The organism is Curtobacterium sp. MCLR17_059, from assembly GCF_003234665.1.
In the GTDB taxonomy this organism is placed as follows: Bacteria; Actinomycetota; Actinomycetes; order Actinomycetales; family Microbacteriaceae; genus Curtobacterium; species Curtobacterium flaccumfaciens.
Genome location: NZ_QKSU01000006.1, coordinates 118,316 through 138,192, shown reverse-complemented (window position 1 = coordinate 138,192; position 19,877 = coordinate 118,316). Strand labels below are relative to the sequence as shown.

The 19,877-nt window shown below is 70.7% G+C and carries 14 protein-coding genes; 7 read left to right on the top strand and 7 right to left on the bottom strand.

Features of this window, described 5'->3' with window-relative positions; genetic code table 11:
• Nucleotides 1-414: 414 nt before the first annotated feature.
• From DEJ12_RS10275 to DEJ12_RS10255, 5 genes are all read right to left on the bottom strand, one after another.
• Nucleotides 415-1,689 (bottom strand): FAD-binding protein, encoded by a 1,275-nt coding sequence (locus DEJ12_RS10275; protein ID WP_111029927.1) that lies wholly within the window; start codon nt 1,687-1,689, stop codon nt 415-417.
• A 17-nt stretch (nt 1,690-1,706) separates the two neighbouring features.
• The gene (gene araA, locus DEJ12_RS10270) at nt 1,707-3,242 is read right to left on the bottom strand and encodes an L-arabinose isomerase (RefSeq protein WP_111029926.1); all 1,536 of its coding nucleotides are present in this window, start codon (nt 3,240-3,242) and stop codon (nt 1,707-1,709) included.
• Nucleotides 3,239-3,949 (bottom strand): L-ribulose-5-phosphate 4-epimerase, encoded by a 711-nt coding sequence (locus DEJ12_RS10265; RefSeq protein WP_071247850.1) that lies wholly within the window; start codon nt 3,947-3,949, stop codon nt 3,239-3,241. Before DEJ12_RS10265 ends, araA begins: the two co-directional genes overlap by 4 nt.
• Nucleotides 3,946-5,649: a xylulokinase gene (locus DEJ12_RS10260; RefSeq protein ID WP_111029925.1), complete on the bottom strand. Its 1,704-nt coding sequence runs from the start codon at nt 5,647-5,649 to the stop codon at nt 3,946-3,948. Before DEJ12_RS10260 ends, DEJ12_RS10265 begins: the two co-directional genes overlap by 4 nt.
• A 721-nt stretch (nt 5,650-6,370) precedes the next feature.
• On the bottom strand, nt 6,371-7,369 hold the full coding sequence (locus tag DEJ12_RS10255; RefSeq protein WP_111029924.1) for a LacI family DNA-binding transcriptional regulator: 999 nt from the start codon (nt 7,367-7,369) through the stop codon (nt 6,371-6,373).
• A 164-nt stretch (nt 7,370-7,533) separates the two neighbouring features.
• Between DEJ12_RS10255 and DEJ12_RS10250 the strand changes: the two genes are divergently transcribed.
• From DEJ12_RS10250 to DEJ12_RS10235, 4 genes are all read left to right on the top strand, one after another.
• Nucleotides 7,534-9,609 (top strand): glycoside hydrolase family 127 protein, encoded by a 2,076-nt coding sequence (locus tag DEJ12_RS10250; RefSeq protein WP_111029923.1) that lies wholly within the window; start codon nt 7,534-7,536, stop codon nt 9,607-9,609.
• 5 nt (nt 9,610-9,614) lie between these two features.
• Nucleotides 9,615-10,922: a sugar ABC transporter substrate-binding protein gene (locus DEJ12_RS10245; RefSeq protein ID WP_258367200.1), complete on the top strand. Its 1,308-nt coding sequence runs from the start codon at nt 9,615-9,617 to the stop codon at nt 10,920-10,922.
• 78 nt (nt 10,923-11,000) lie between these two features.
• A complete protein-coding gene (locus DEJ12_RS10240) occupies nt 11,001-11,969 on the top strand; it encodes a carbohydrate ABC transporter permease (RefSeq protein ID WP_071247863.1) in 969 nt (322 codons plus the stop codon).
• A gap of 4 nt (nt 11,970-11,973) precedes the next feature.
• On the top strand, nt 11,974-12,927 hold the full coding sequence (locus DEJ12_RS10235) for a carbohydrate ABC transporter permease (RefSeq protein ID WP_111029921.1): 954 nt from the start codon (nt 11,974-11,976) through the stop codon (nt 12,925-12,927).
• A gap of 252 nt (nt 12,928-13,179) precedes the next feature.
• Here DEJ12_RS10235 and DEJ12_RS10230 read toward each other — a convergent pair whose 3' ends face one another.
• Nucleotides 13,180-14,229, bottom strand: a complete 1,050-nt coding sequence (locus DEJ12_RS10230) for a substrate-binding domain-containing protein (protein WP_071404246.1) — start codon at nt 14,227-14,229, stop codon at nt 13,180-13,182.
• Nucleotides 14,230-14,408: 179 nt separating this feature from the next.
• Here DEJ12_RS10230 and chvE point away from each other — a divergent pair, with 179 nt between their 5' ends.
• The 3 genes from chvE to mmsB all read left to right on the top strand — a co-directional run bounded on the left by chvE (nt 14,409) and on the right by mmsB (nt 18,360).
• A complete protein-coding gene (gene chvE, locus DEJ12_RS10225; RefSeq protein ID WP_111029920.1) occupies nt 14,409-15,536 on the top strand; it encodes a multiple monosaccharide ABC transporter substrate-binding protein in 1,128 nt (375 codons plus the stop codon).
• A 102-nt stretch (nt 15,537-15,638) separates the two neighbouring features.
• Nucleotides 15,639-17,192, top strand: coding sequence for a multiple monosaccharide ABC transporter ATP-binding protein (mmsA, locus tag DEJ12_RS10220; RefSeq protein ID WP_027466161.1), 1,554 nt, complete (start codon nt 15,639-15,641; stop codon nt 17,190-17,192).
• Complete coding sequence (mmsB, locus tag DEJ12_RS10215) at nt 17,179-18,360, top strand: multiple monosaccharide ABC transporter permease (RefSeq protein WP_027466160.1); 1,182 nt, start codon at nt 17,179-17,181, stop codon at nt 18,358-18,360. Before mmsA ends, mmsB begins: the two co-directional genes overlap by 14 nt.
• Nucleotides 18,361-18,462: 102 nt before the next feature.
• Here the strand turns inward: mmsB and DEJ12_RS10210 are convergent, their stop codons facing one another.
• Nucleotides 18,463-19,803, bottom strand: coding sequence for an alpha-amylase family glycosyl hydrolase (locus DEJ12_RS10210; RefSeq protein ID WP_258370534.1), 1,341 nt, complete (start codon nt 19,801-19,803; stop codon nt 18,463-18,465).
• Nucleotides 19,804-19,877: the final 74 nt, after the last annotated feature.

The window sequence follows — 19,877 nt, the reverse complement described above, 5'->3', positions numbered from 1 at the left end:
ATCAGCGGACACATGCACGTAGGCTGGCTCCGGTCGCGTCACCGCCGGAGCGCGACCTGGGCGAAAGCGTGAGGCCCGGGACTGCGACAACAGTTCCGGGCCTCGATTCGCCTTCCGAGTGGAAAGCCAAGGGATGCGTCAACCATCCCGAGTCCAACGCTCGGAACCGATGGTAGCCGAGCCCGCTCGGCGACGCATCCCTCGGCCGAAGCTCCTCGTGTCAGCCGGCGACGACACCAGGAGGTCAGCGATGTCGAACGACACCGATGATCGGTCCAGGCGTCGGGTGCCCTGGCTGGGGATCGCGAGCTTGCTCGTGACCGTGGTCAGGCTCCTGATCGACCTGTCCCGCAAGGACTGAGGACCCGGGTGTCCCGCACCACAGCCGGTGGTGCGGGACACCTGTCCATCGCGTCAGGACAGGATGCGGGCCAGGAACGCGTTGCGGAACCGCCCCGTGGGGTCGAGGTCCCGGGCGAGTGCGGCGAAGTCGGACAGCCGCGGGTACGCCTCGTGCAGCCGCTCGGCACTCGCGGCGGAGACCTTGCCCCAGTGCGGCCGCGGGTCGAACGGTGCCAGGACGTCCTCGATCCGGGCGACCGCCGCGGCCACGGCGGCGGCGTCCCGGCGGAACGTGAAGTGCAGGCCGACCGACTGTCGTCCGGACGAGGGCGCGAGCCACGCGGTGTCGGCGGCGATGGTGCGGACCTCGGCGGCGATGAGGATCGGGGCGAACAGCGACGCCAGCGGTCGGAGCGCCTCGAGTGCCGCCACCGCCGAGGCAGCGGGGATCAGGTACTCCGCCTGGATCTCAGCCCCGGTCGACGGGGTGAACGAGGACCGGAAGTGCGGCAGTCGCTCCGACCACGGCCCCGGCACGCCGCCCTGCTCGGTGACCCCGGCAGGGTCGTTCTCCCCCGGGTGCACCGGCCCCGAGGCCGAACGGGCTCCGAGGGCCACGAGGTCGACGGTCGGTGCGGCCTCGTCCACGCGGTGCTTGACCCAGACCTGCCGGGCACCGCGGTCGTCGAACGAGGTGAACATCGACACGGAGTACGCGTCGGACATCACCTGGTCGAACTGCGCGGCGACGGCGTCCCACGGCAGGTCGAGGTGCACCGTCGTGGCGACCTGGAACGTCGGCTCGATCGCGAGCTCCACCGCGGTGACGACGCCCAGCGCGCCGATCCCCACCCGGTGGGCGTCGAGCAGCCCGTCCGGTGACGAGGCGTCGACGTGCGCGATCTCACCGGAGGCGCGGACGACGTCGAGGCCGACCACCGCCTGCGCGAGCGACGGGTTCCGCACACCGGAGCCGTGCGTGCCCGTGGCGACGGCCCCGGCCGTGGAGATGTGTGGCAGGGACGCGAGGTTCCCGAGTGCCCAGCCACGGGCCTCCAGACCGGCCGCGACCTGGCTGTGCGTCATGCCGGCGGCGACCCGCACGACGCGACGCGACGTGTCGATTTCGAGCACCGGCGGCAGGTCCGACAACGAGACCTGGACGGCATCGGTGTCGGCGATGGTGTTGAACGAGTGTCGCGAGCCGAGCGCCGTCAGGCGCGGCGTCGAGGCGACGAGCTGCTGGAGCTCGTCCACCGACGTCGGCCGGGCCAGCGCCGAGGCGCGGTAGGTGACGTTGCCCGCCCAGTTGGTGCGGGTGCGCTCGGCCGCGATCACGTCGTCCATCGTGGGTCCTGACTCCTCTAGAAGCCGCGGTCGAGACGGTGCCACGTCTGCTGGAGACGCAGCTCGTCGCGGAACCCGCGTGCGGTGGTGTGTTCGTCGATCACCAGGAACTCGGTGCCGACCATGGTCGCGAAGTCCTCGACGACCTGCAGACCGACCGCCGTCGTCATCACGGTGTGGTGGGCGGCGCCGGCGGTGAGCCAGGCCTCGGCGGCGACGGGGAACGACGGCCGGGGCTCCCAGACCGCGCGGCCCACGGGCAGCTTCGGCAGGGCCTCGGTCGGGGGCACGACGTCGACGACGTTCGCGGTGAGGCGGAAGCCGTCGCGGGTGTCGGACAGCGCGACGACGACGGCCTCGCCGGAATCGGCTGTGAAGACCAGGCGGACCGGGTCGTCCTTGCCGCCGATGCCGAGCGGGTGGATCTCGAGCGTCGGCTTCGTGGTGGTGAGCGTCGGCGAGACCTCGAGCATGTGCGCCCCGAGGATCTTCTCGGCGCCCGGGGTGAGGTCGTAGGTGTAGTCCTCCATCAGGGAGGCACCACCGGGCAGGCCGGCGCCGGCGACGTTCATCGCGCGGACCAGGACCGCCGTCTTCCAGTCACCCTCGGCACCGAAGCCGTAGCCGTCGGCCATCAGGCGCTGCACCGCCAGGCCCGGCAGCTGCTTGAGCGAGCCGAGGTCCTCGAAGTTCGTGGTGAACGCGGCGCTGCCGTTCTGCGCGAGCAGGGTGCGGAGGCCGATCTCGATGGCGGCACCGTCGCGGAGCGCGGCGTGCCGTTCGCCGCCGGCGCTGCGGAGTGACGGGTCCACGTCGTAGTCGCGCTCGTACGTCGCCACGAGCGCGTCGACCGCTGCCGTGTCCGCTGCGGCGGCGTCCACCGCTGCCGCGAGCTCGTTGACGGCCCACGTGTTGACCTGCACGCCCAGCTCGATCTCGGCCTCGGTCTTGTCGCCCTCGGTGACGGCGACGTAGCGCATGTTGTCGCCGAAGCGGGTGAGCTTCAGCTCGCGGACGGCCGCGGCGCCGGCGGCGGCACGGGTCCAGTTCGCGACGCGCTGCTGGACGCGGGGGTCCGAGACGTGGCCGACGGCCGTCGCGTGCCGGACGCCCAGGCGAGCCAGGGCGTAGCCGAACTCACGGTCGCCGTGCGCGGCCTGGTTGAGGTTCATGAAGTCGAAGTCGATGTCCGCCCAGGGCAGCGTGACGTTCGCCTGCGTGTGCAGGTGCAGCAGCGGCTTGGTCAGCGCCTGCAGGCCGCCGATCCACATCTTGGCCGGGCTGAACGTGTGCATCCACGTGGTGACGCCGATGACCTTGTCGTCGGCGCTCGCCTCGATGAGCGCCCGGCGGATGCCGTCGGCGTCCTTGAGCACGGGCTTCCAGACGAGCTTCACCGGCAGGTGCCCGGCGAGCTCCGCGTGGACCGCCTTGCTCTGCTCCTCGACCTGACGCAGGGTCTCCTCGCCGTACAGCCCCTGGGAGCCGGTGAGGAACCAGACCTCGTAGCTGTCGAGCGTGGCCTGGGGGGCGACGGTGGTGTCCTGCGTCATCGCATGGCTCCTTCGGGGTTCTGTCCGTAGACGTTCTGGTAGCGATCGAAGAGTCGATCGATGTCTGCTTCGGGGATCGGGACGACCTCGCCGCCCTGCTTCGCGATGTGGACGGTCCGTGCCACGTCCTCGCACATCACGGCCGCCTTGACGGCGTCCTTCGCGTCCTTGCCGATCGTGAAGACACCGTGGTTCTGCATCAGGACCGCGCGGCTGCGGTGGCCGCTCAGGGTGTCGACGATGCCGTGGCCGATCGAGTCGTCGCCGATGATGGCGAACGGGCCGACCGGGATGGGGCCGCCGAACTCGTCCGCCATCGCCGTGATCACGCACGGGATCGCCTCGGCGCGGGCGGCCCAGGCGGTCGCGTACGTCGAGTGGGTGTGCACGACACCGCCGACCTCGGGCATGTTCCGGTACACGTAGGCATGCGCGGCGGTGTCGCTGGACGGGCCGTGCTCGTTGCCCCAGCCCTCGGCCGGCACGCCGTCGAGGGTGCAGACGACCTGGTTCTCGGGCGTCAGGTCGTCGCTCGACACCCCGCTCGGCTTGATGACGAACAGGTCCGTGCCGGGCACGCGCTCGGAGACGTTGCCGCCGGTCCAGATCACGAGGCCGTAGCGGACGAGTTCGCCGTGCAGGCGCGCGACGCGCTCCCGCGTCGTCGCCACCGCCTGGCGTGTGGTCTCGTCGATCGCGTCCGTCATCGGGTCACTTCCTCTGTCTGGAGGCGCGGGTCGGCGCCGTCGGTCTCTTCGGTCGGTCCTGTGGTCGCGCTGGGGCGGGTCGCCGCCGCGGCGACGTCCTGCACGGGCAGTGCGGCCCGGTAGCGCTCCAGGTACGTCTGGAACCCGGCGAGGTCCGCCGGCTCGGGTTCGGCCACGTGCACGGCGTCCCCGCCGAACACGGTGTCGGACAGGTAGTCGGCGAGCTGCTGGTCGGTGTGCTCGAGGTAGGCGGCCAGCACCGCGATCCCCCACGCGCCGCCCTCGCCCGCGGTCTCCTCGAGCGCGATCGGCACGCGCAACGCCGCCGCGAGGAGCCGCTGCGGGCTGCCCGGCGTGCGGAAGAGCCCGCCGTGCGCGGTCATCCGGTCCACCTGCACCTGTTCGCCGTGCAGGACGTCCATGCCGATGGCCAGCGTCGCGAAGGCGCCGTGCACCTCGGAGCGCACCAGGTTGCCGAGCGTGAAGCGTGCACCGGGGGTGCGGAGCAGCAGGGGTCGGCCGTCCTCGACGTGGGTGACGGGTTCGCCGGCCAGGTAGTTGAAGGAGAGCAGACCGCCGGCGTCCGGGTCGGTGTCGTCGGCGACGGCCTCGGCGAGCAGGGTGGCGTAGACATCGTCGATGCCGATCGGCGTCGCGCCGGTCCGCTCGCTCGAGGCCTCGGCGAAGCGTCCGAACACCCGGGCCCAGCTCGCGATCTCGCTCGCGCCGTTGTTGCAGTGCACCATGGCCACGGCGTCACCGGCCGGGGTGGTGACGACGTCGAGTTCCTCGTGCGCGGTGGTCAGCGGCTGCTCGAGCACGACCATCGCGAAGATGCTCGTGCCGACGCTGACGTTGCCGGTGCGCGGAGCGACGGCGTTCGTCGCGACCATGCCGGTGCCGGCGTCGCCCTCGGGCGGGCAGAGCGGTGCGCCGGGTTCGAGCGTGCCGGTCGGGTCGAGCCAGGCCGCACCCTCGGGGGTCAGCTCGCCGGCTTCGGCACCGGCGACGAGGACCTCGGGCAGCAGGGACCGCAGGTCCGGCACGCCGATCAGGTCCTGCGCGGTGGCGAGCATGGCGTGGTCGAAGTCCTTCGCGCCCGGGTCGCCGGGGCCGCTGTCGACGGGGCCGCCCTCGATCGGGAACATGCCGCTCGCGTCACCGACGCCCAGCACGTTCCGACCGGTCAGACGACGGTGGACGTAGCCGGCCAGGGTCGTGACGCCGGCGATCTCGGCCACGTGCGGCTCGTCGTCGAGGACCGCCTGGTACAGGTGCGCGATCGACCAGCGCAGCGGGATGTTGAACCCGAGGGCCTCGCTGAGGCGTTCGGCCGCGGGGCCGGTCGAGGTGTTGCGCCAGGTGCGGAACGGCACGAGCAGCTCGCCCGCGGCGTCGAACGCCAGGTAGCCGTGCATCATCGCGCTCACGCCGACTGCGCGGTAGGTGCTCGGGGCGACGCCGTACTGCGCCTCGACGTCGGCGACCAGGGCGGCGTACGCGGCACGGAGTCCGGTCTCGACGGCCTCGAGCGAGTAGGTCCAGCGGCCGTCGACGTACTCGTTCTCCCACTCGTGGGAACCGGCAGCGATGGGCACGAGGTCCTCGTCCACCAGGCAGGCCTTGATGCGGGTGGAACCGAGCTCGATCCCGAGTGTGGTGCGGCCGTCCACGATCCGCTGTCGGCGGTCGTCACCCATGTGTTCCTCCAGAACCTCGTCGTCCTCAGTGAGCGCTCACATCCTGGCACGTGAGCGCTCACTCGTGCAACGCCGCGGCGCGCCGCCGGTGCGCCCGTCCCGCCAGCGGTCGAAACACCCCGCTCAGTTCCCCCGACCGGTCACGAACCGTCGTCCATCGCATCGCCAGCCGACCATTCCTGACCACTCGACGTCCCACGCGCGACGGGTCGTGACCGCGCGACGCACGAGGTCGACCACGACGTGCGACCACCGCAACACCGCTCCCGCGCAAGTCCCGACCACCGGCCACCCTGCACCCGCGCACGTCCCGACCACCCGCCGCCCGCACCCGCGCACGTCCCGACCACCCGCCGCCCCACACCCGCGCACGTCCCGACCACCGACTCTCCGAACCCGCGGCACCCCGAACTGCGGCGCTCGGGACGGTCACGACACCCCGCTGCCTCCCCTCCGCGCGGTCACGAAGTGTCGACTGGAGGGGCGTCGAGCGACGAGTCGTGACCGCTCGACCACGGCGGACGGGGTGTTGTGACCGCTCGACCACGAGCACCAGCACCAGCACCAACACCAGCGCCGCCGAGGTCGCACGACACGCCGCAACCGGTCCGCCGAGGTCGCACGAGCTGCCGCCCGACGGCACGACGCGCGGCAGTTCGCGCGACCTCGCAAGCCCCGAACCCCGAGCCCCGACCGCCGAGCCCAGACCGCCGAACGCGCCCTACGCGCCGACGGTGCTCTCGCGGATGACGAGCGACGGGGTCACGGCCGCCGACGACGCCGTCCCGCCGTCGATCAGGGCGAGGAGCGCCTGCCCCGCGACGCGTCCGAGCTCCTCGAGCCGCAGGTCCACGGTGGTCAGCGGCGGCCTCGAGGCGAGCGCCATCACGTCCCAGTCGTCGAACCCCGTGACCGCGACGTCTCCGGGCACCGAACGCCCGAGCTCCCGCAGCCGGTCGCACACGCCCCGGGCGATCTGGTCGCTGCCGCAGACGATCGCGTCGACGTCGGGCGACTCCCGTGCGAGCACGTCCACGGCCTGCCGTCCCCAGCGCTCCGACCACTCGCCGTACAGCGAATCGGTGACCAGGTGCGGCCCGAGAACCGACGAGGCACCGGCCACCCGTCGCGCGGCGGACCGGTGTCGCGCCGGCCCGGTCACGATCGCGACCCGCTGCCGCCCGAGCGAGCGCACGTGCGAGGCGACCAGCGCCGACCCGGCGGCGTCGTCCAGGGTGACCGACACGTCGGCGTCGTCGGTCGAGGGTGTGAAGGCGTAGACGACGGGGATCGACACGTCGATCGGGGGCCGGGCGTCGGCGGAGCGGCCGGTCACGATGATGCCGTCGACGCCGCGGGCCGCCAGGGAGCGCAGGTAGTGGGCCTCGCGGACGTGGTCGTCGCGGGTGTCGCACAGCAGGACGGCCATCCGTCCGGCGGACAGGGCATCCTCGGCACCGAGCAGCACCGGGATCGAGAACCGTCCGAACGAGTCGGTGGTGATCATGCCGACGGTGTAGGTCCGCCCCGAGGACAGCGCGCGGGCCCGGGCATCGCCGACGAACCCGAGCTTCTCGGCGGCTTCCTTCACCCGCAGCCGGGTGGCGTCCCGCAGCTGCCCGGTGCCGTTCAGCGCCTTCGACGCGGTGCCGATCGACACCCCGGCGAGCGCCGCCACGTCGGTGATCCGGATCGGCTGTCCGGTGCGTTCGAGCGTCACGGCAACCACCTTTCCGACGATCAGGGCGTGCCGATGACCTTACACAAAAACGCCGGAATGCTCTTGCGCGGCGTGCGCCCCGTGTCGTAACGTCCACCGCAGAAACCGTTTTCCGGATGGCCAGCTCCATCCGGACGGTGCCAGTCACATCGCAAGGAGGCGACATGACCACCACGCTCGCGACCGATCGCGGCGCGCACACCGCGACCCCGGTCCTCCCGACCGCCGACGCCCGCCTGACGCTCCGGCCGCTGCCGACCGGCGGCGCCCGGATCACCGGCGGCTTCTGGGCGCTCCGCCAGGAGCGCAACGGCCGCGATGCCGTCCGCAGCGGCTACCAGCAGCTCGAGACGGCCGGCAACTTCCGCAACCTCCGCATCGCCGCGGGACTCGAGGAGGGCGAGGCCGTCGGCCCGATCTTCATGGACTCCGACGTGACGAAGTGGCTCGAGGCCGTGGCGTGGGAGTACGGCCGCGCGCCCGCCGAAGACCTGCTCGACCTGCAGCGCGAGGTCACCGCCCTGTACGCCCAGGCGCAGGCCGACGACGGGTACCTGGACTCCGTCCAGCAGGTCCGCGGGAAGGGCGAGCGGTACACGGACCTCAAGTGGAGCCACGAGATGTACTGCGCCGGGCACCTGTACCAGGCGGCCGTGGCCCAGCACCGTGCGACGGGCGACACCGGACTGCTCGACGTCGCGATCAAGAACGCCGACCACCTGGTCCGCACGTTCGGCGACGGCACCGCACCGGACGGTACGCCGAAGACGCGCGACGTCGACGGCCACCCCGTCGTCGAGATGGGCCTGGTCGAGCTGTACCGCGAGACCGGCAACCGTGACTACCTCGATCTGGCGCACTGGTTCGTCGACGCCCGCGGGCACGGGATCATCGAGCGCGCCGGCGGCGAACCGACGTACTTCTCCGACCGGGTGCCGAGCCGGCAGGCCACGACCGTCGAGGGGCACGCCGTGCGCGCCGTGTACCTGGCGGCGGGTGCCGTGGACGTCGCGATCGAGACCGGGGACACCGAGCTCCTCGCCGCGAGCGAGACGCAGTTCGCGGACATGATGGCGACGAAGGCCTTCATCACCGGCGGACTCGGGGCCCGCTGGGACTGGGAGGCGTTCGGCGACCCGTACGAGCTGCCGACCGACCGCGGCTACGCCGAGACCTGCGCGGCCATCGGCGGCGTGCAGTGGGCCTGGCGGCTGCTGCTCGCGACCGGCAAGCCGGTCTACGCCGACGCGATCGAGCGCCTGCTCTACAACGCGTTCCTCGCCGGGGTGAGCCTGGCCGGCACCGAGTACTTCTACGTGAACCCGCTGCAGCAGCGCGACCACGCCCACCAGGACGAGAACCGCTCCCCCGCCCACGGGCGCCGCGGCTGGTTCGACTGCGCCTGCTGCCCGCCGAACATCATGCGCACCTTCGCGAGCCTCGACGGCTACCTGGCGACCGCAACCGACGGCGGCCTGCAGGTCCACCAGTACGCCACCGCTGACCTCGGTCCGGTGCGGGTCGAGACCGACTACCCGCACGACGGCCGCGTCCGCGTCACGGTCACCGAGGACGGCCCGCTCGCCCTGGGCCTGCGGATCCCGGCCTGGTCGGACACCACGACCGTCACGGGTCCGGACGGGTCCGCGAGTCCGACAGCGGGGACGCTGCACGTCGTCGACCGCGAGTGGTCGGCGGGCGACACCGTCGAGCTCGTCTTCGACACGACGCCGCACCGCTACGTCGCCGACGCCCGCATCGACGCCGCTCGCGGGCAGGTCGCGATCGAGCGCGGCCCGCTCGTGTACGCGGTCGAGCAGGCGGACCAGCGGGGCTTCACGGTCGACGACCTGACGGTCGACGCGGACGCGCCGATCACCGAGGAGCGCCGCGACGACCTGCTCGACGGCGTCGTCACGCTGCGGGTCCCGGGGCACGCCCCGGCCGAGCACGTGCAGCCGGCCTGGCCGTACCAGCGGCTGGACGCGACCCGGTCTGGGCCCACGCGTGCCGGTTCCGACGCGTCGCGGAGCCTGCGGAGCGACGTGGCGGCCGAGCACGTGGGGAGAGGCGCGGATCACGCCGGAGACGCGACCAGCGTCGACGACGTGGCCGGTCCACAGGGCGCCACCACGGGCCTCCAGGCCGGTCGCGACGTCGCCGCGATCGCCGTCCCGTACTACGCGTGGGCCAACCGTGGAGCCGCGCCGATGCGCGTCTGGCTCCCGCTGGCGCGGTGACCGGCATGGACCGCCGAGCGTTCCTCGTCGGCGGCGTCGCCGGCGGGGCAGCCCTCGCCCTGGCCGGGTGCTCCGGCACCCTGCCGAAGGTCGTCGCGAAGCCCGCGAGCTTCGGGAAGAACGCGACCGGCACCGTGCAGGTGTGGTGCCGGTCGGCGACCCAGGCCGGCCTGACGTCGGCCGTCGCCGGGTTCAACAAGGCGAACCCGGCGCTGCAGGTCCAGCTGACGCCCGTGCCGGACGCGCAGTACGTGACCAAGCTCGCGACCGCGATCCGCGGGGGTGAGCCGCCGGACGTCGTCGACATCGACGACATCAACTCGCAGCTGTTCATCTTCCGCGAGGCGTTCGCCGACCTGACCGACGTGGTGAAGGACCTGGACTACTTCGACGCGATCTCGCCGGGGCACCTGCGCCTGCTCGAGTACCGCGACCGGTACTACGGTCTGCCCTACCTGGCCGACAACTCGCAGCTGTTCGTGAACACCGAGCTGTTCGAGCGTGCGGGCCTCGACGTCGAGGAGTCGACGAAGGACCTGTCCACGCTGCTCGACGCGGCGAAGGCCATCCGGAAGCTCGACGACGACGTCTACGGCTGGTCGATCTCCGGCAACGCCGCCGGCATCATCGGCTTCGTCACGCAGCCGCACGTCTGGGCGACCGGGGTCGACATGATGACCGGCGAGGTGGGATCCCAGCGGGCGAACATCACCGGCAACGAGGCCCTCGAACGCATGCTCGAGTTCTACCGGCAGCTGTGGAAGGACGGCGTGCTGTCGAAGGCGACGTACTCCGATGCCGGCACCACGTGGGGTGCCGACTTCCGCGCCGGCAAGGTGGGGATCTTCCCGACCTCGTACGGGGCGACCGTGCCCGCGGCCACCAAGGCGATGCGGGCGAAGATGCAGACGGTGCTCATCCCGTCGTGGGACGGCCAGCGGTCGTTCTTCGACGGCGGCGACAACATGTGCATCCCGAACGGGGCAGCGAACCCGTCCGGTGGGTGGGCGTTCATGCAGTACGCGAACGGGCTCCAGCAGCAGCAGGCACTGCCGGACGGCGGGTACTTCCCGACGCGGTCCGACGCCGCCACCCCGGAGTACCGCAAGCGGTTCCCACTGGCGTACGGGCCACTCGACGCCATCGACAAGGGCTACGCACCGCAGACGCTGGCGTACAACCTGCTCAACAACCAGCCGTCGTCGCCGTACTTCGCGATGTTCCGCGAGGCCGTGTTCGGGTCGGGGAGCGCTGCCGCCATGCGGACGGCGCAGTCCGACTACCAGCGGATCCTCGACCAGGTGCAGGCCTGAGCCTGCCTGCCTGTCTTCTCCGCTCGTCCCGCTCGTCTCGCTCGTCTCGCTCTTGTTGATGCACAGAGAGGTGCACGCATGTCGACCATCTCCACCCGGCGCCCCGCTGGCCGGACCGGCCCGGGCCGTCCCACCGTGGGCCGCGGCCCGGGGCGTGGCGGCTCCGTCCGGACCCGCAACTCGCTCACCCACCCGCCGCGCACCGGCGCCGTCCTCGTCGCCCCGGCGATCCTGTTCGTCGCCGTCTTCGTGCTCGTGCCGCTCGTGTTCGCGCTCTACATCTCGTTCACGAACTGGCCCCTGATCGGCCCGTACCGGTTCATCGGGCTGCAGAACTACCTGACGCTGTTCCAGGACCCGACGTTCGTGCACGCCATCGGCTACACGCTGCTGTACACGGCGATCGTGACCCTGCCGATCCTGGCGCTCGGGTACTTCCTCGCCGTGCTCGTCCGCGCACGACGCCGTGGCAGCACGATCCTGCGGACGGTGTTCTTCCTGCCGTACGTGGTCGGGCTGACGACGCTCTCGTTCATGCTCGTGCTCGAGGCGCAGCCGAACTCGGGGGCCGTCAACATGGTGCTCCGCTGGCTCGGGATCACCGACGGCAGCACCGCGTGGCTCGTGAACGGCCCGCTGGCGACGCTGCTCATCTGCGTGCTCGTGGTCTGGGCGGTGTCCGGGCTGACCATGGTGCTGCTCATGTCGGCGATGCAGGGCGTCCCCGACGAGGTCTACGAGTCGGCGCAGCTCGAGGGGGCGTCCTGGTGGCAGACCGAACGCCTCATCACGTTCCCGATGATCCGCTCCACCGTCGCGCTGAGCGTCATCATCTCGGTGATCGGATCGCTGCTCGCCTTCAACCAGTTCTACATCCTGACCCAGGGCGGGCCGGGCACCGAGACCACCACGATCGTGAACGCGATCTACAACCGCGGGTTCGTGAACCTGCAGCTCGGGGCCGCGACCGCCCAGTCGATCGCCCTCGTCGTGGTGATCGCCGCCGTGACGGTGTTCCAGTTCTGGGCACTGCGAGAGAAGGACTGACGCCATGAGCACCACGGCCTCCCGTGCGGCCCTCGCGGCGCCGGACCTGTCCACCAGGACCCTGACCACCACGGGTGACGGCCGACGTCGGCGCCACCAGCAGGGCAGCGTTCAGCACCCCCGCGACACCACTGTCAAGCGCACCCTGTACGCGATCGCCGGCATCGGTTCGGCGCTCGTGTTCGGCGTCCCGCTCATCTGGTCGATCCTGCGGGCGTTCCAGTCCGAGGCCGTCATCACGCAGGCCCCCGACCCGGCGACGTTCTTCCAGCTCGGGTGGCAGAACTTCGCCGCCGTGTTCGCCTCGTCATCGCACCTGCTCACCGGCGTCGTGAACTCGCTCATCGTGTCGATCGCCACGGCGGTGCTGACCGCGGTGATCGCGACGATGGCCGGCTACGGGTTCGCACGCTTCCGGTTCCGGGGCGCCGGGCTCGTGTTCGGCCTGGTGCTGCTGACGATGATGGTGCCGTTCCAGGCCATCCTCACGCCGCTGTACCTCGAGATGAACGCCATGGGGCTGACGAACTCGCTGCTCGGGCTCGTGCTGTTCTACACGACGGTGAACCTGCCGTTCGGGGTGTTCGTGATGCGCAACGCGTTCGAGTCGATCCCCACCGAGCTCGAGGACTCGGCCTTCGTCGACGGGGCCTCGCGCTTCCGGGTCGTCGTGTCGGTGCTCCGCCCGCTGCTCCTGCCCGGGGCGGCGACCGCGGCGCTCTACGCGTTCCTGGCGTCGTGGACGGAGTTCCTCGGAGCCCTGACGTTCCTGACGAAGGACTCGCTGTACACGCTGCCGGTCGCGCTGCTCAACCTGCAGACCGGCGCGTACGGGCAGGTGTCGTACGGCAACCTCGTCGCCGGGTCGGTGGTGGCGATGATCCCGTGCATCGCGCTGTACGTCGGGTTGCAGAGGTTCTACGTCGCCGGGCTGTCGTCCGGGGCGTTGAAGGGCTGACGGTCGGGTCAGCTCGGGGTCGTGCACGGTCTCGCACCGTGCGCGGCCCCTCGGCCGGTGCGGGGTTGGCCGCGGCCTCGCACCGTGCGCGGCCGCTCGGTCGGTGCGGGGTTGGCCGCTCGGTGCGGGACTGTAGCGCCGCACCGAGCGATCAACCTCGCACCGGCCGCACAACGCCGCACCGTGCGCCGCGGGCCCGCGCACGGAAGAACCTCGCACCACCTGCACAACGCCGCACCGTGCGAGGGGGCGCTACGTGCTGCGCCGCACCACCAGCTCGGGCGCGAGCAGCGTCTCATCGCGGGGCTCTCCCTCGACCAGGGCCCGCACGGTGTCGAGCACCCGCTCCCCCATCGCCCGGAAGTCCTGCCGTACGGTGGTCAGCGGCGGCGTGAAGTGCGCCGCCTCGGGGACGTCGTCGAACCCCACGACCGCGATGTCGTCGGGAACCCGCAGCCCCTCGTCGGCGAAGGCGTGCAGCACCCCGAGCGCCATCTGGTCGTTGCCCGCGAAGACGGCGTCGACCGTCCCCACGTCGATGTGCCGGGCGGCCGCGAAGCCGCTCGCCGGGGTCCAGTCGCCCTCGAGCACGACGGGTTCGAGCCCGGCGTCCTGCATGATCCGCACGTAGGTGGCGCGGCGCACCTCGGACTCCTGCGACACGTGCGGCCCGGCGATGTGCACGATCCGGCGGTGTCCGCGGTCGAACAGGTGCTGCATGACGAGCGAGGTGCCGGCCGCCTGGTCGATGGCGACGGCAGCGACGCTCGGCGCGACCGGGGTCCGGACGGCGTCGCGCTGCACGGCGTTCGACACCACGACCGGCACCGTGACCGGCACGGTGAGCGACGCGAGGGCGTCGAGCACCCGGTTGTCGGCGGCGACGAGCACGATCGCGGCGACGTCCTGCGCGAGCAGCGTGGTGAGCGCCCCGGACAGGTCGGACGGCCGCGGTTCCTCGGGCAGTGTCGACAGCAGCACGTGGTACCCGGCGGAGCGGGCCGCCCGTTCGAAGCCGATCGAGGTGCTCGACGGGCCGTACAGCGCGTCGCCGGCCGTGATGATGCCGAGCGCCTTGCTCCGCCCACCGGCGAGCGCCCGGGCGGCGGCGCGGGGCCGGTACCCGAGCTCGGTGACGGCGTCGGTGACCTGCGTCCGGAACTGCTCGCGGACGGTCGGATCGCCGTTGATCACGCGGGAGACGGTCTGGTGGGACACGCCGGCGCGTTCGGCGACGTCGAAGATCGTCGGGGCCTTCCGGCGCTTGCCGCCCCTGCCCTCGGGGGCGGTCGTGGTGCTCACGCGCCAACCGTACCGCTCGGTCCGGTCGCCGCGGCAAGATCACGAAACGGCGGTGTTGAGTTGACACCCCGTCACGGAACCCACAAGATGTGAGCGCTCACACGAGCGCATCCCACGGGGCACAGCAGCCCCGGCACCCGACCGCGTCGAGGACGACGCGAAGGAACAGAGGTACTTCGATGATGAAGCGCAGGATCATCGCGGGCGTCGCAGCCGTCGGCATCGCGATCTCGCTGGCCGCTTGCTCGGCCGGCGGCCGTGCGTCCACCGATGGTGGCGGCAGCGGCGACAACAAGGGCGCCCTCGTCGGCGTCGCCATGCCCACCAAGGTCTCCGAGCGGTGGATCAAGGACGGCAACGCCGTCAAGAGCGACCTCGAGAAGGCCGGCTACAAGGTCGACCTCGAGTACGGCGACAACAAGGTCCAGCAGCAGGCCCAGCAGGTCAGCAACATGATCACCAAAGGCGCGAAGGTCCTGATCATCGCGTCGATCGACGGTGGCGCGCTCTCCGACCAGCTCGACGCCGCCGCCAAGGCCGGCATCAAGGTGATCTCGTACGACCGCCTGCTCACGGGCAACAAGAACGTCGACTACTACGTGTCCTTCGACAACGAGAAGGTCGGCGTCGACCAGGCGAACAGCCTGCTCACCGGCCTGGGTGTGCTCGACGCGGACGGCAAGAAGACCGGCGAGAAGGGCCCCTTCAACATCGAGGTCTTCGCCGGCTCGCTCGACGACAACAACGCCGGGTTCTTCTTCAACGGCGCCATGAAGACGCTCAAGCCGTACCTCGAGGACGGCACGCTGAAGATCCAGTCCGGCCAGGACGAGCTGTCCCAGGCCGCGACGCAGCAGTGGGACCCGGCCACGGCCAAGGCCCGCATGCAGAACCTGATCGCGAAGTCCTACTCGGGCGGCACCACGCTCGACGGCGTGCTCTCGCCGTACGACGGCATCTCGATCGGGATCATCTCGGCGCTCCAGGGCGCCGGGTACGGCACGAGCGACCGTCCGCTCCCGACGGTCACGGGCCAGGACGCCGAGGCCGCCTCGGTCAAGTCGATCATCGCCGGCCAGCAGTACTCGACGATCTACAAGGACACGCGCAAGCTCGCCAAGCAGTCCGTCACCATGGCCGAGGACCTGCTCACCGGCAAGGACCCCGAGGTCAACGACACGAAGAGCTACGACAACAAGGTCAAGGTCGTCCCGACCTTCCTGTTCCAGCCGACGGTCGTCACGAAGGACAACTACAAGGAAGTCCTCGTGGACTCCGGGTACTACACCGAAGCCGACCTGAAGTAGTCAGGCCCATCTCACGGACCGGAGGCGCGGTGCCAGCCCGCACCGCGCCTCCAGTCCGTCTCCACCAGCGCGCGCACGCGCGCACGACGGAAAGGCGTCCACATGGCGGACACCATCCTCGAGATGCGGGACATCACCAAGACGTTCCCCGGCGTCAAGGCCCTGCAGGGCGTCTCGATCGAGGTCGAGCGCGGCCAGGTCCACGCGATCTGCGGCGAGAACGGCGCGGGCAAGTCGACGCTCATGAAGGTGCTGTCGGGTGTCTACCCGGCCGGCTCCTTCGACGGCGAGATCCTGCTCGACGGCGAGCCCGTGCGGTTCGCGAACATCAACGACTCCGAGGCTGCGGGCGTCGTCATCATCCACCAGGAGCTGGCGCTCAGCCCCTTCCTGTCGATCGCCGAGAACATCTTCCTCGGCAACGAGCAGTCCAAGGGCGGCTTCATCGACTGGAACAAGACGAACCTGACGGCCGCCGAGCTGCTCAAGCGCGTCGGGCTGAAGGACAACCCCGTCACCAAGGTCGTCGACCTCGGTGTCGGCAAGCAGCAGCTCGTCGAGATCGCGAAGGCGCTCTCGAAGGAGGTGAAGCTCCTCATCCTCGACGAGCCCACCGCCGCGCTGAACGACGACGACTCCGCGCACCTGCTCGAGCTCATCCGCTCGCTGCAGGCCGAGGGCATGACGGCGATCATCATCAGCCACAAGCTCAACGAGATCAAGGCGATCGCGGACAAGGTCACGATCATCCGCGACGGCAAGACCATCGAGACGCTCGACATGCGGGCCGACGACGTGTCCGAGGACCGGATCATCCGCGGGATGGTCGGCCGTGACCTGTCGAACCGGTACCCCGAGCGCGAGAACCCCGTCATCGGCGAGGAACTGCTGCGGATCGAGGACTGGACCGTCCACCACCAGCTCGACTCGTCGCGCGAGATCATCCACCAGGCCAACCTCAACGTCCGCGCCGGCGAGGTCGTCGGCATCGCCGGGTTGATGGGCGCCGGCCGCACGGAACTCGCGATGAGCGTCTTCGGCCAGTCCTACGGCACCGGCATCAGCGGCACCGTCTACAAGCGCGGCACCCCGATCAAGACGCACACCGTCTCGCAGGCCATCGACAACGGCATCGCCTACGTCACCGAGGACCGCAAGCGGTACGGCCTGAACCTGATCGACGACATCAAGCGGAACATCTCCGGGTCGGCACTCGGCAAGCTCGCCAACTGGGGCTTCGTGAACTCCTCGGAGGAGACCACCGTCGCGACCCAGTTCCTCAAGAGCCTCAACATCAAGGCGCCGAACGTCGACGTCGTGACGGGGAAGCTCTCCGGCGGGAACCAGCAGAAGGTCGTCCTGTCGAAGTGGATGTACGCCGACCCCGACGTGCTCATCCTCGACGAGCCGACCCGCGGCATCGACGTCGGCGCGAAGTACGAGATCTACACGATCATCAACCAGCTCGCCGACCAGGGGAAGGCGGTCATCGTGATCTCCTCCGAGCTCCCCGAACTGCTCGGCATCTGCGACCGCATCTACACCCTCTCCGAGGGCACCATCACGGCCGACGTCCCGCGCGCCGAGGCGACGCCCGAGGTCCTCATGCAGTACATGACCCAGGAACGGGAGACCCCTGTCAATGAACGCGCTTAAGTCCGCCGTCGGCTACCTCACCGGGCAGCTCCGACAGATCGGCCTGTTCATCGCGCTGATCGTCATCGTCATCTTCTTCCAGGTGACCACGAACGGCATCACGCTGGCCCCGATCAACGTCTCGAACCTGATCGTCCAGAACAGCTACATCCTCATCCTGGCCATCGGCATGGTCATGGTCATCATCGCCGGCCACATCGACCTGTCGGTCGGGTCGGTGGTCGCCTTCACCGGTGCCATGGCCGGCGTGATGATCACGCAGTGGAACATCCCGTGGCCGATCGCGGTCGTGCTCTGCCTGGTGGTCGGTGCACTCGTCGGCGCCTGGCAGGGCTTCTGGATCGCGTACTTCGGGATCCCGGCGTTCATCGTGACGCTGGCGGGCATGCTCGCGTTCCGCGGCGCGGCCCAGATCGTCCTGCAGAACCAGCAGATCTCGCCGTTCCCCGCCGGCTTCCGCTCGCTCGGCTCCGGCTTCCTGCCGTCCTTCGGCACCACCGGGTACGAGCCGCTCACGATGATCCTCGGCTTCGCCGCCGCGGCCGTCATGGTGATCGCCGCGTTCCGCGGTCGCATCACGCGTCGCAAGTACCAGCTCGAGAGCGAGCCGTTCGCCTGGTTCATCGTGAAGACGGCGTTCGGCGCCGTGCTCGTGATCTACGTGGCGCTCCTGCTCGCCAGCTACAACGGCACCCCGATCGTGCTCGTCGTGCTCGGCGCCCTCGTGGTGATCTACTCGGTCGTCATGCGGAGCGCGGTGTTCGGCCGCCACATCTACGCGATCGGTGGCAACGCCCTGGCCGCGCAGCTGTCGGGTGTGAAGACGAAGCGCGTCACGTTCCTGCTCTTCGTCAACATGGGTGTCATCTCGGCCCTGGCGGGTGTGGTCTTCACCGGCCAGCTCAACCTGGCGGCACCGGGCGCTGGCAACGGCTTCGAGCTCGACGCCATCGCCGCCGTGTTCATCGGTGGCGCGGCCGTCACCGGTGGCATCGGCACGGTGCCGGGAGCCATCGTCGGTGGTCTCATCATCGGTCTGCTGAACAACGGCATGTCGATCCTCGGTGTCGGCACCGAGTTCCAGTCCCTGATCAAGGGTCTGGTGCTGCTCGCCGCCGTCGCGTTCGACGTGTTCAACAAGCGCCGGGCGGCGTCCGCGCGCAAGTAGCGTCGTACGCGTGCGCGTGCGCGTGCGCGCGTTCGCGTGCTCGCGCGTTCGCTTGGTGCGCAGAAACGGTCGGGTCCTCGATGGGGACCCGACCGTTTCTGCTCACGAACGCGACAGGACGGCCCAACCCCCGGCCGGGAGGCGCAGGGTCCCGTCCCCGAGATCGGCCCCGCCCGCCTCGACCTGCGTCGCGTCGGCCACGGGCACCTCGACGGGTTCGTCCGACAGGTTCAGGGCGGTCACCACGGCGGCATCCGCCGTCGCGGTCCGCAGCACCACGGCGGTGTTGGTCAGGTGCACGACGTCGGTGTGTGCGCGGTGCAGCCACGGGTTCCGGCGACGCAGGGCGATGAGCGCCTCGTACGCGTGGGTCAGGTCCGTCGGCTCCGGCACCTCGGCCGGGAACTCCGGGCGGACCGCGTCGTCGCCGCCCTCGCGTTCCTCCTTCACCCCGGTCCAGCCGTACTCGTCGCCCGCGTAGACCACCGGGGTCCCCGCCACCGTGAACAGCACCGCGGCGGCGTGCCCGGCGAACCGCTCCCCCACCGCGCTCGCGATCCGGGTGACGTCGTGGTTGCCGACGAACGTCGTCGGGGCGAAGGTGGCCAGCAGCGCGTCGTGCCGCTCGATCGCGTGCGCGAGCTCGTGGCCGTTGCGGTCCGCGATGCCGTGCCAGATCCCCTGCCACAGCTCGTACTGGGTCAGCGAGTCCATCGTCGAGTCGCGCGCGATCGCCGCCGCGTCGCCGTGGATCACCTCGCCGCTGAACCAGGCGTCCGGGAACCGCTCCCGCACCCGCGGCAGCACCCGCGCCCAGAACGCCGGCGGCACCGCGTACGCCGCGTCGAGCCGCCAACCGTCGACGCCGCGGGCCAGCCAGTGCGTCATGACCTGCACCACGAGGTCCTCGGTGGCACGGCTGTCGTGGTCGAGCGCGACGAGGATGTCGTGGCCCTCGAACAGTCCGACGGGCACGGGCTGCCCCGGCTGCCACCCGGACCAGTCGATGGCGAACAGGTCGGCGGTCGGCGCCTCCGGGCCCTGGTCCGACAACGCACGGAACGCCGGGTGCTCACGCCCGACGTGGTTGAACACCCCGTCCAGCAGCACCCGCACGCCCCGCTCGTGCGCCGCGGTGACCAGGGCGTCGAAGTCGGCGTCGTCGCCCAGGCGCAGGTCGATGCGGAAGTGGTCGACCGTGTCGTACCCGTGGGTGGAGCTCGCGAACACCGGGCCGAGCAACAGACCGTTCAGACCGAGGTCGACGACGTGGTCGAGCCACCCGGTCAGGCGGTCGAGACGGTGCTCGAGCGGACGCTCCCCCACCGGTGACGCGGGGCGGACCTCGGCGCCGACGAAGCCGAGCGGGTAGACGTGCCACCACATCACGTGCTGGACCCAGGCCGGCTCGGACGGACGGGCGGGGGCGGTGTCGGGGTTCACCGCTCCGATGCTGCCAGGCGCACCTGGACCGTGTGCGTGGTCGCTGTGTGCCGCCCTGCCGAGCAGGACGAGGA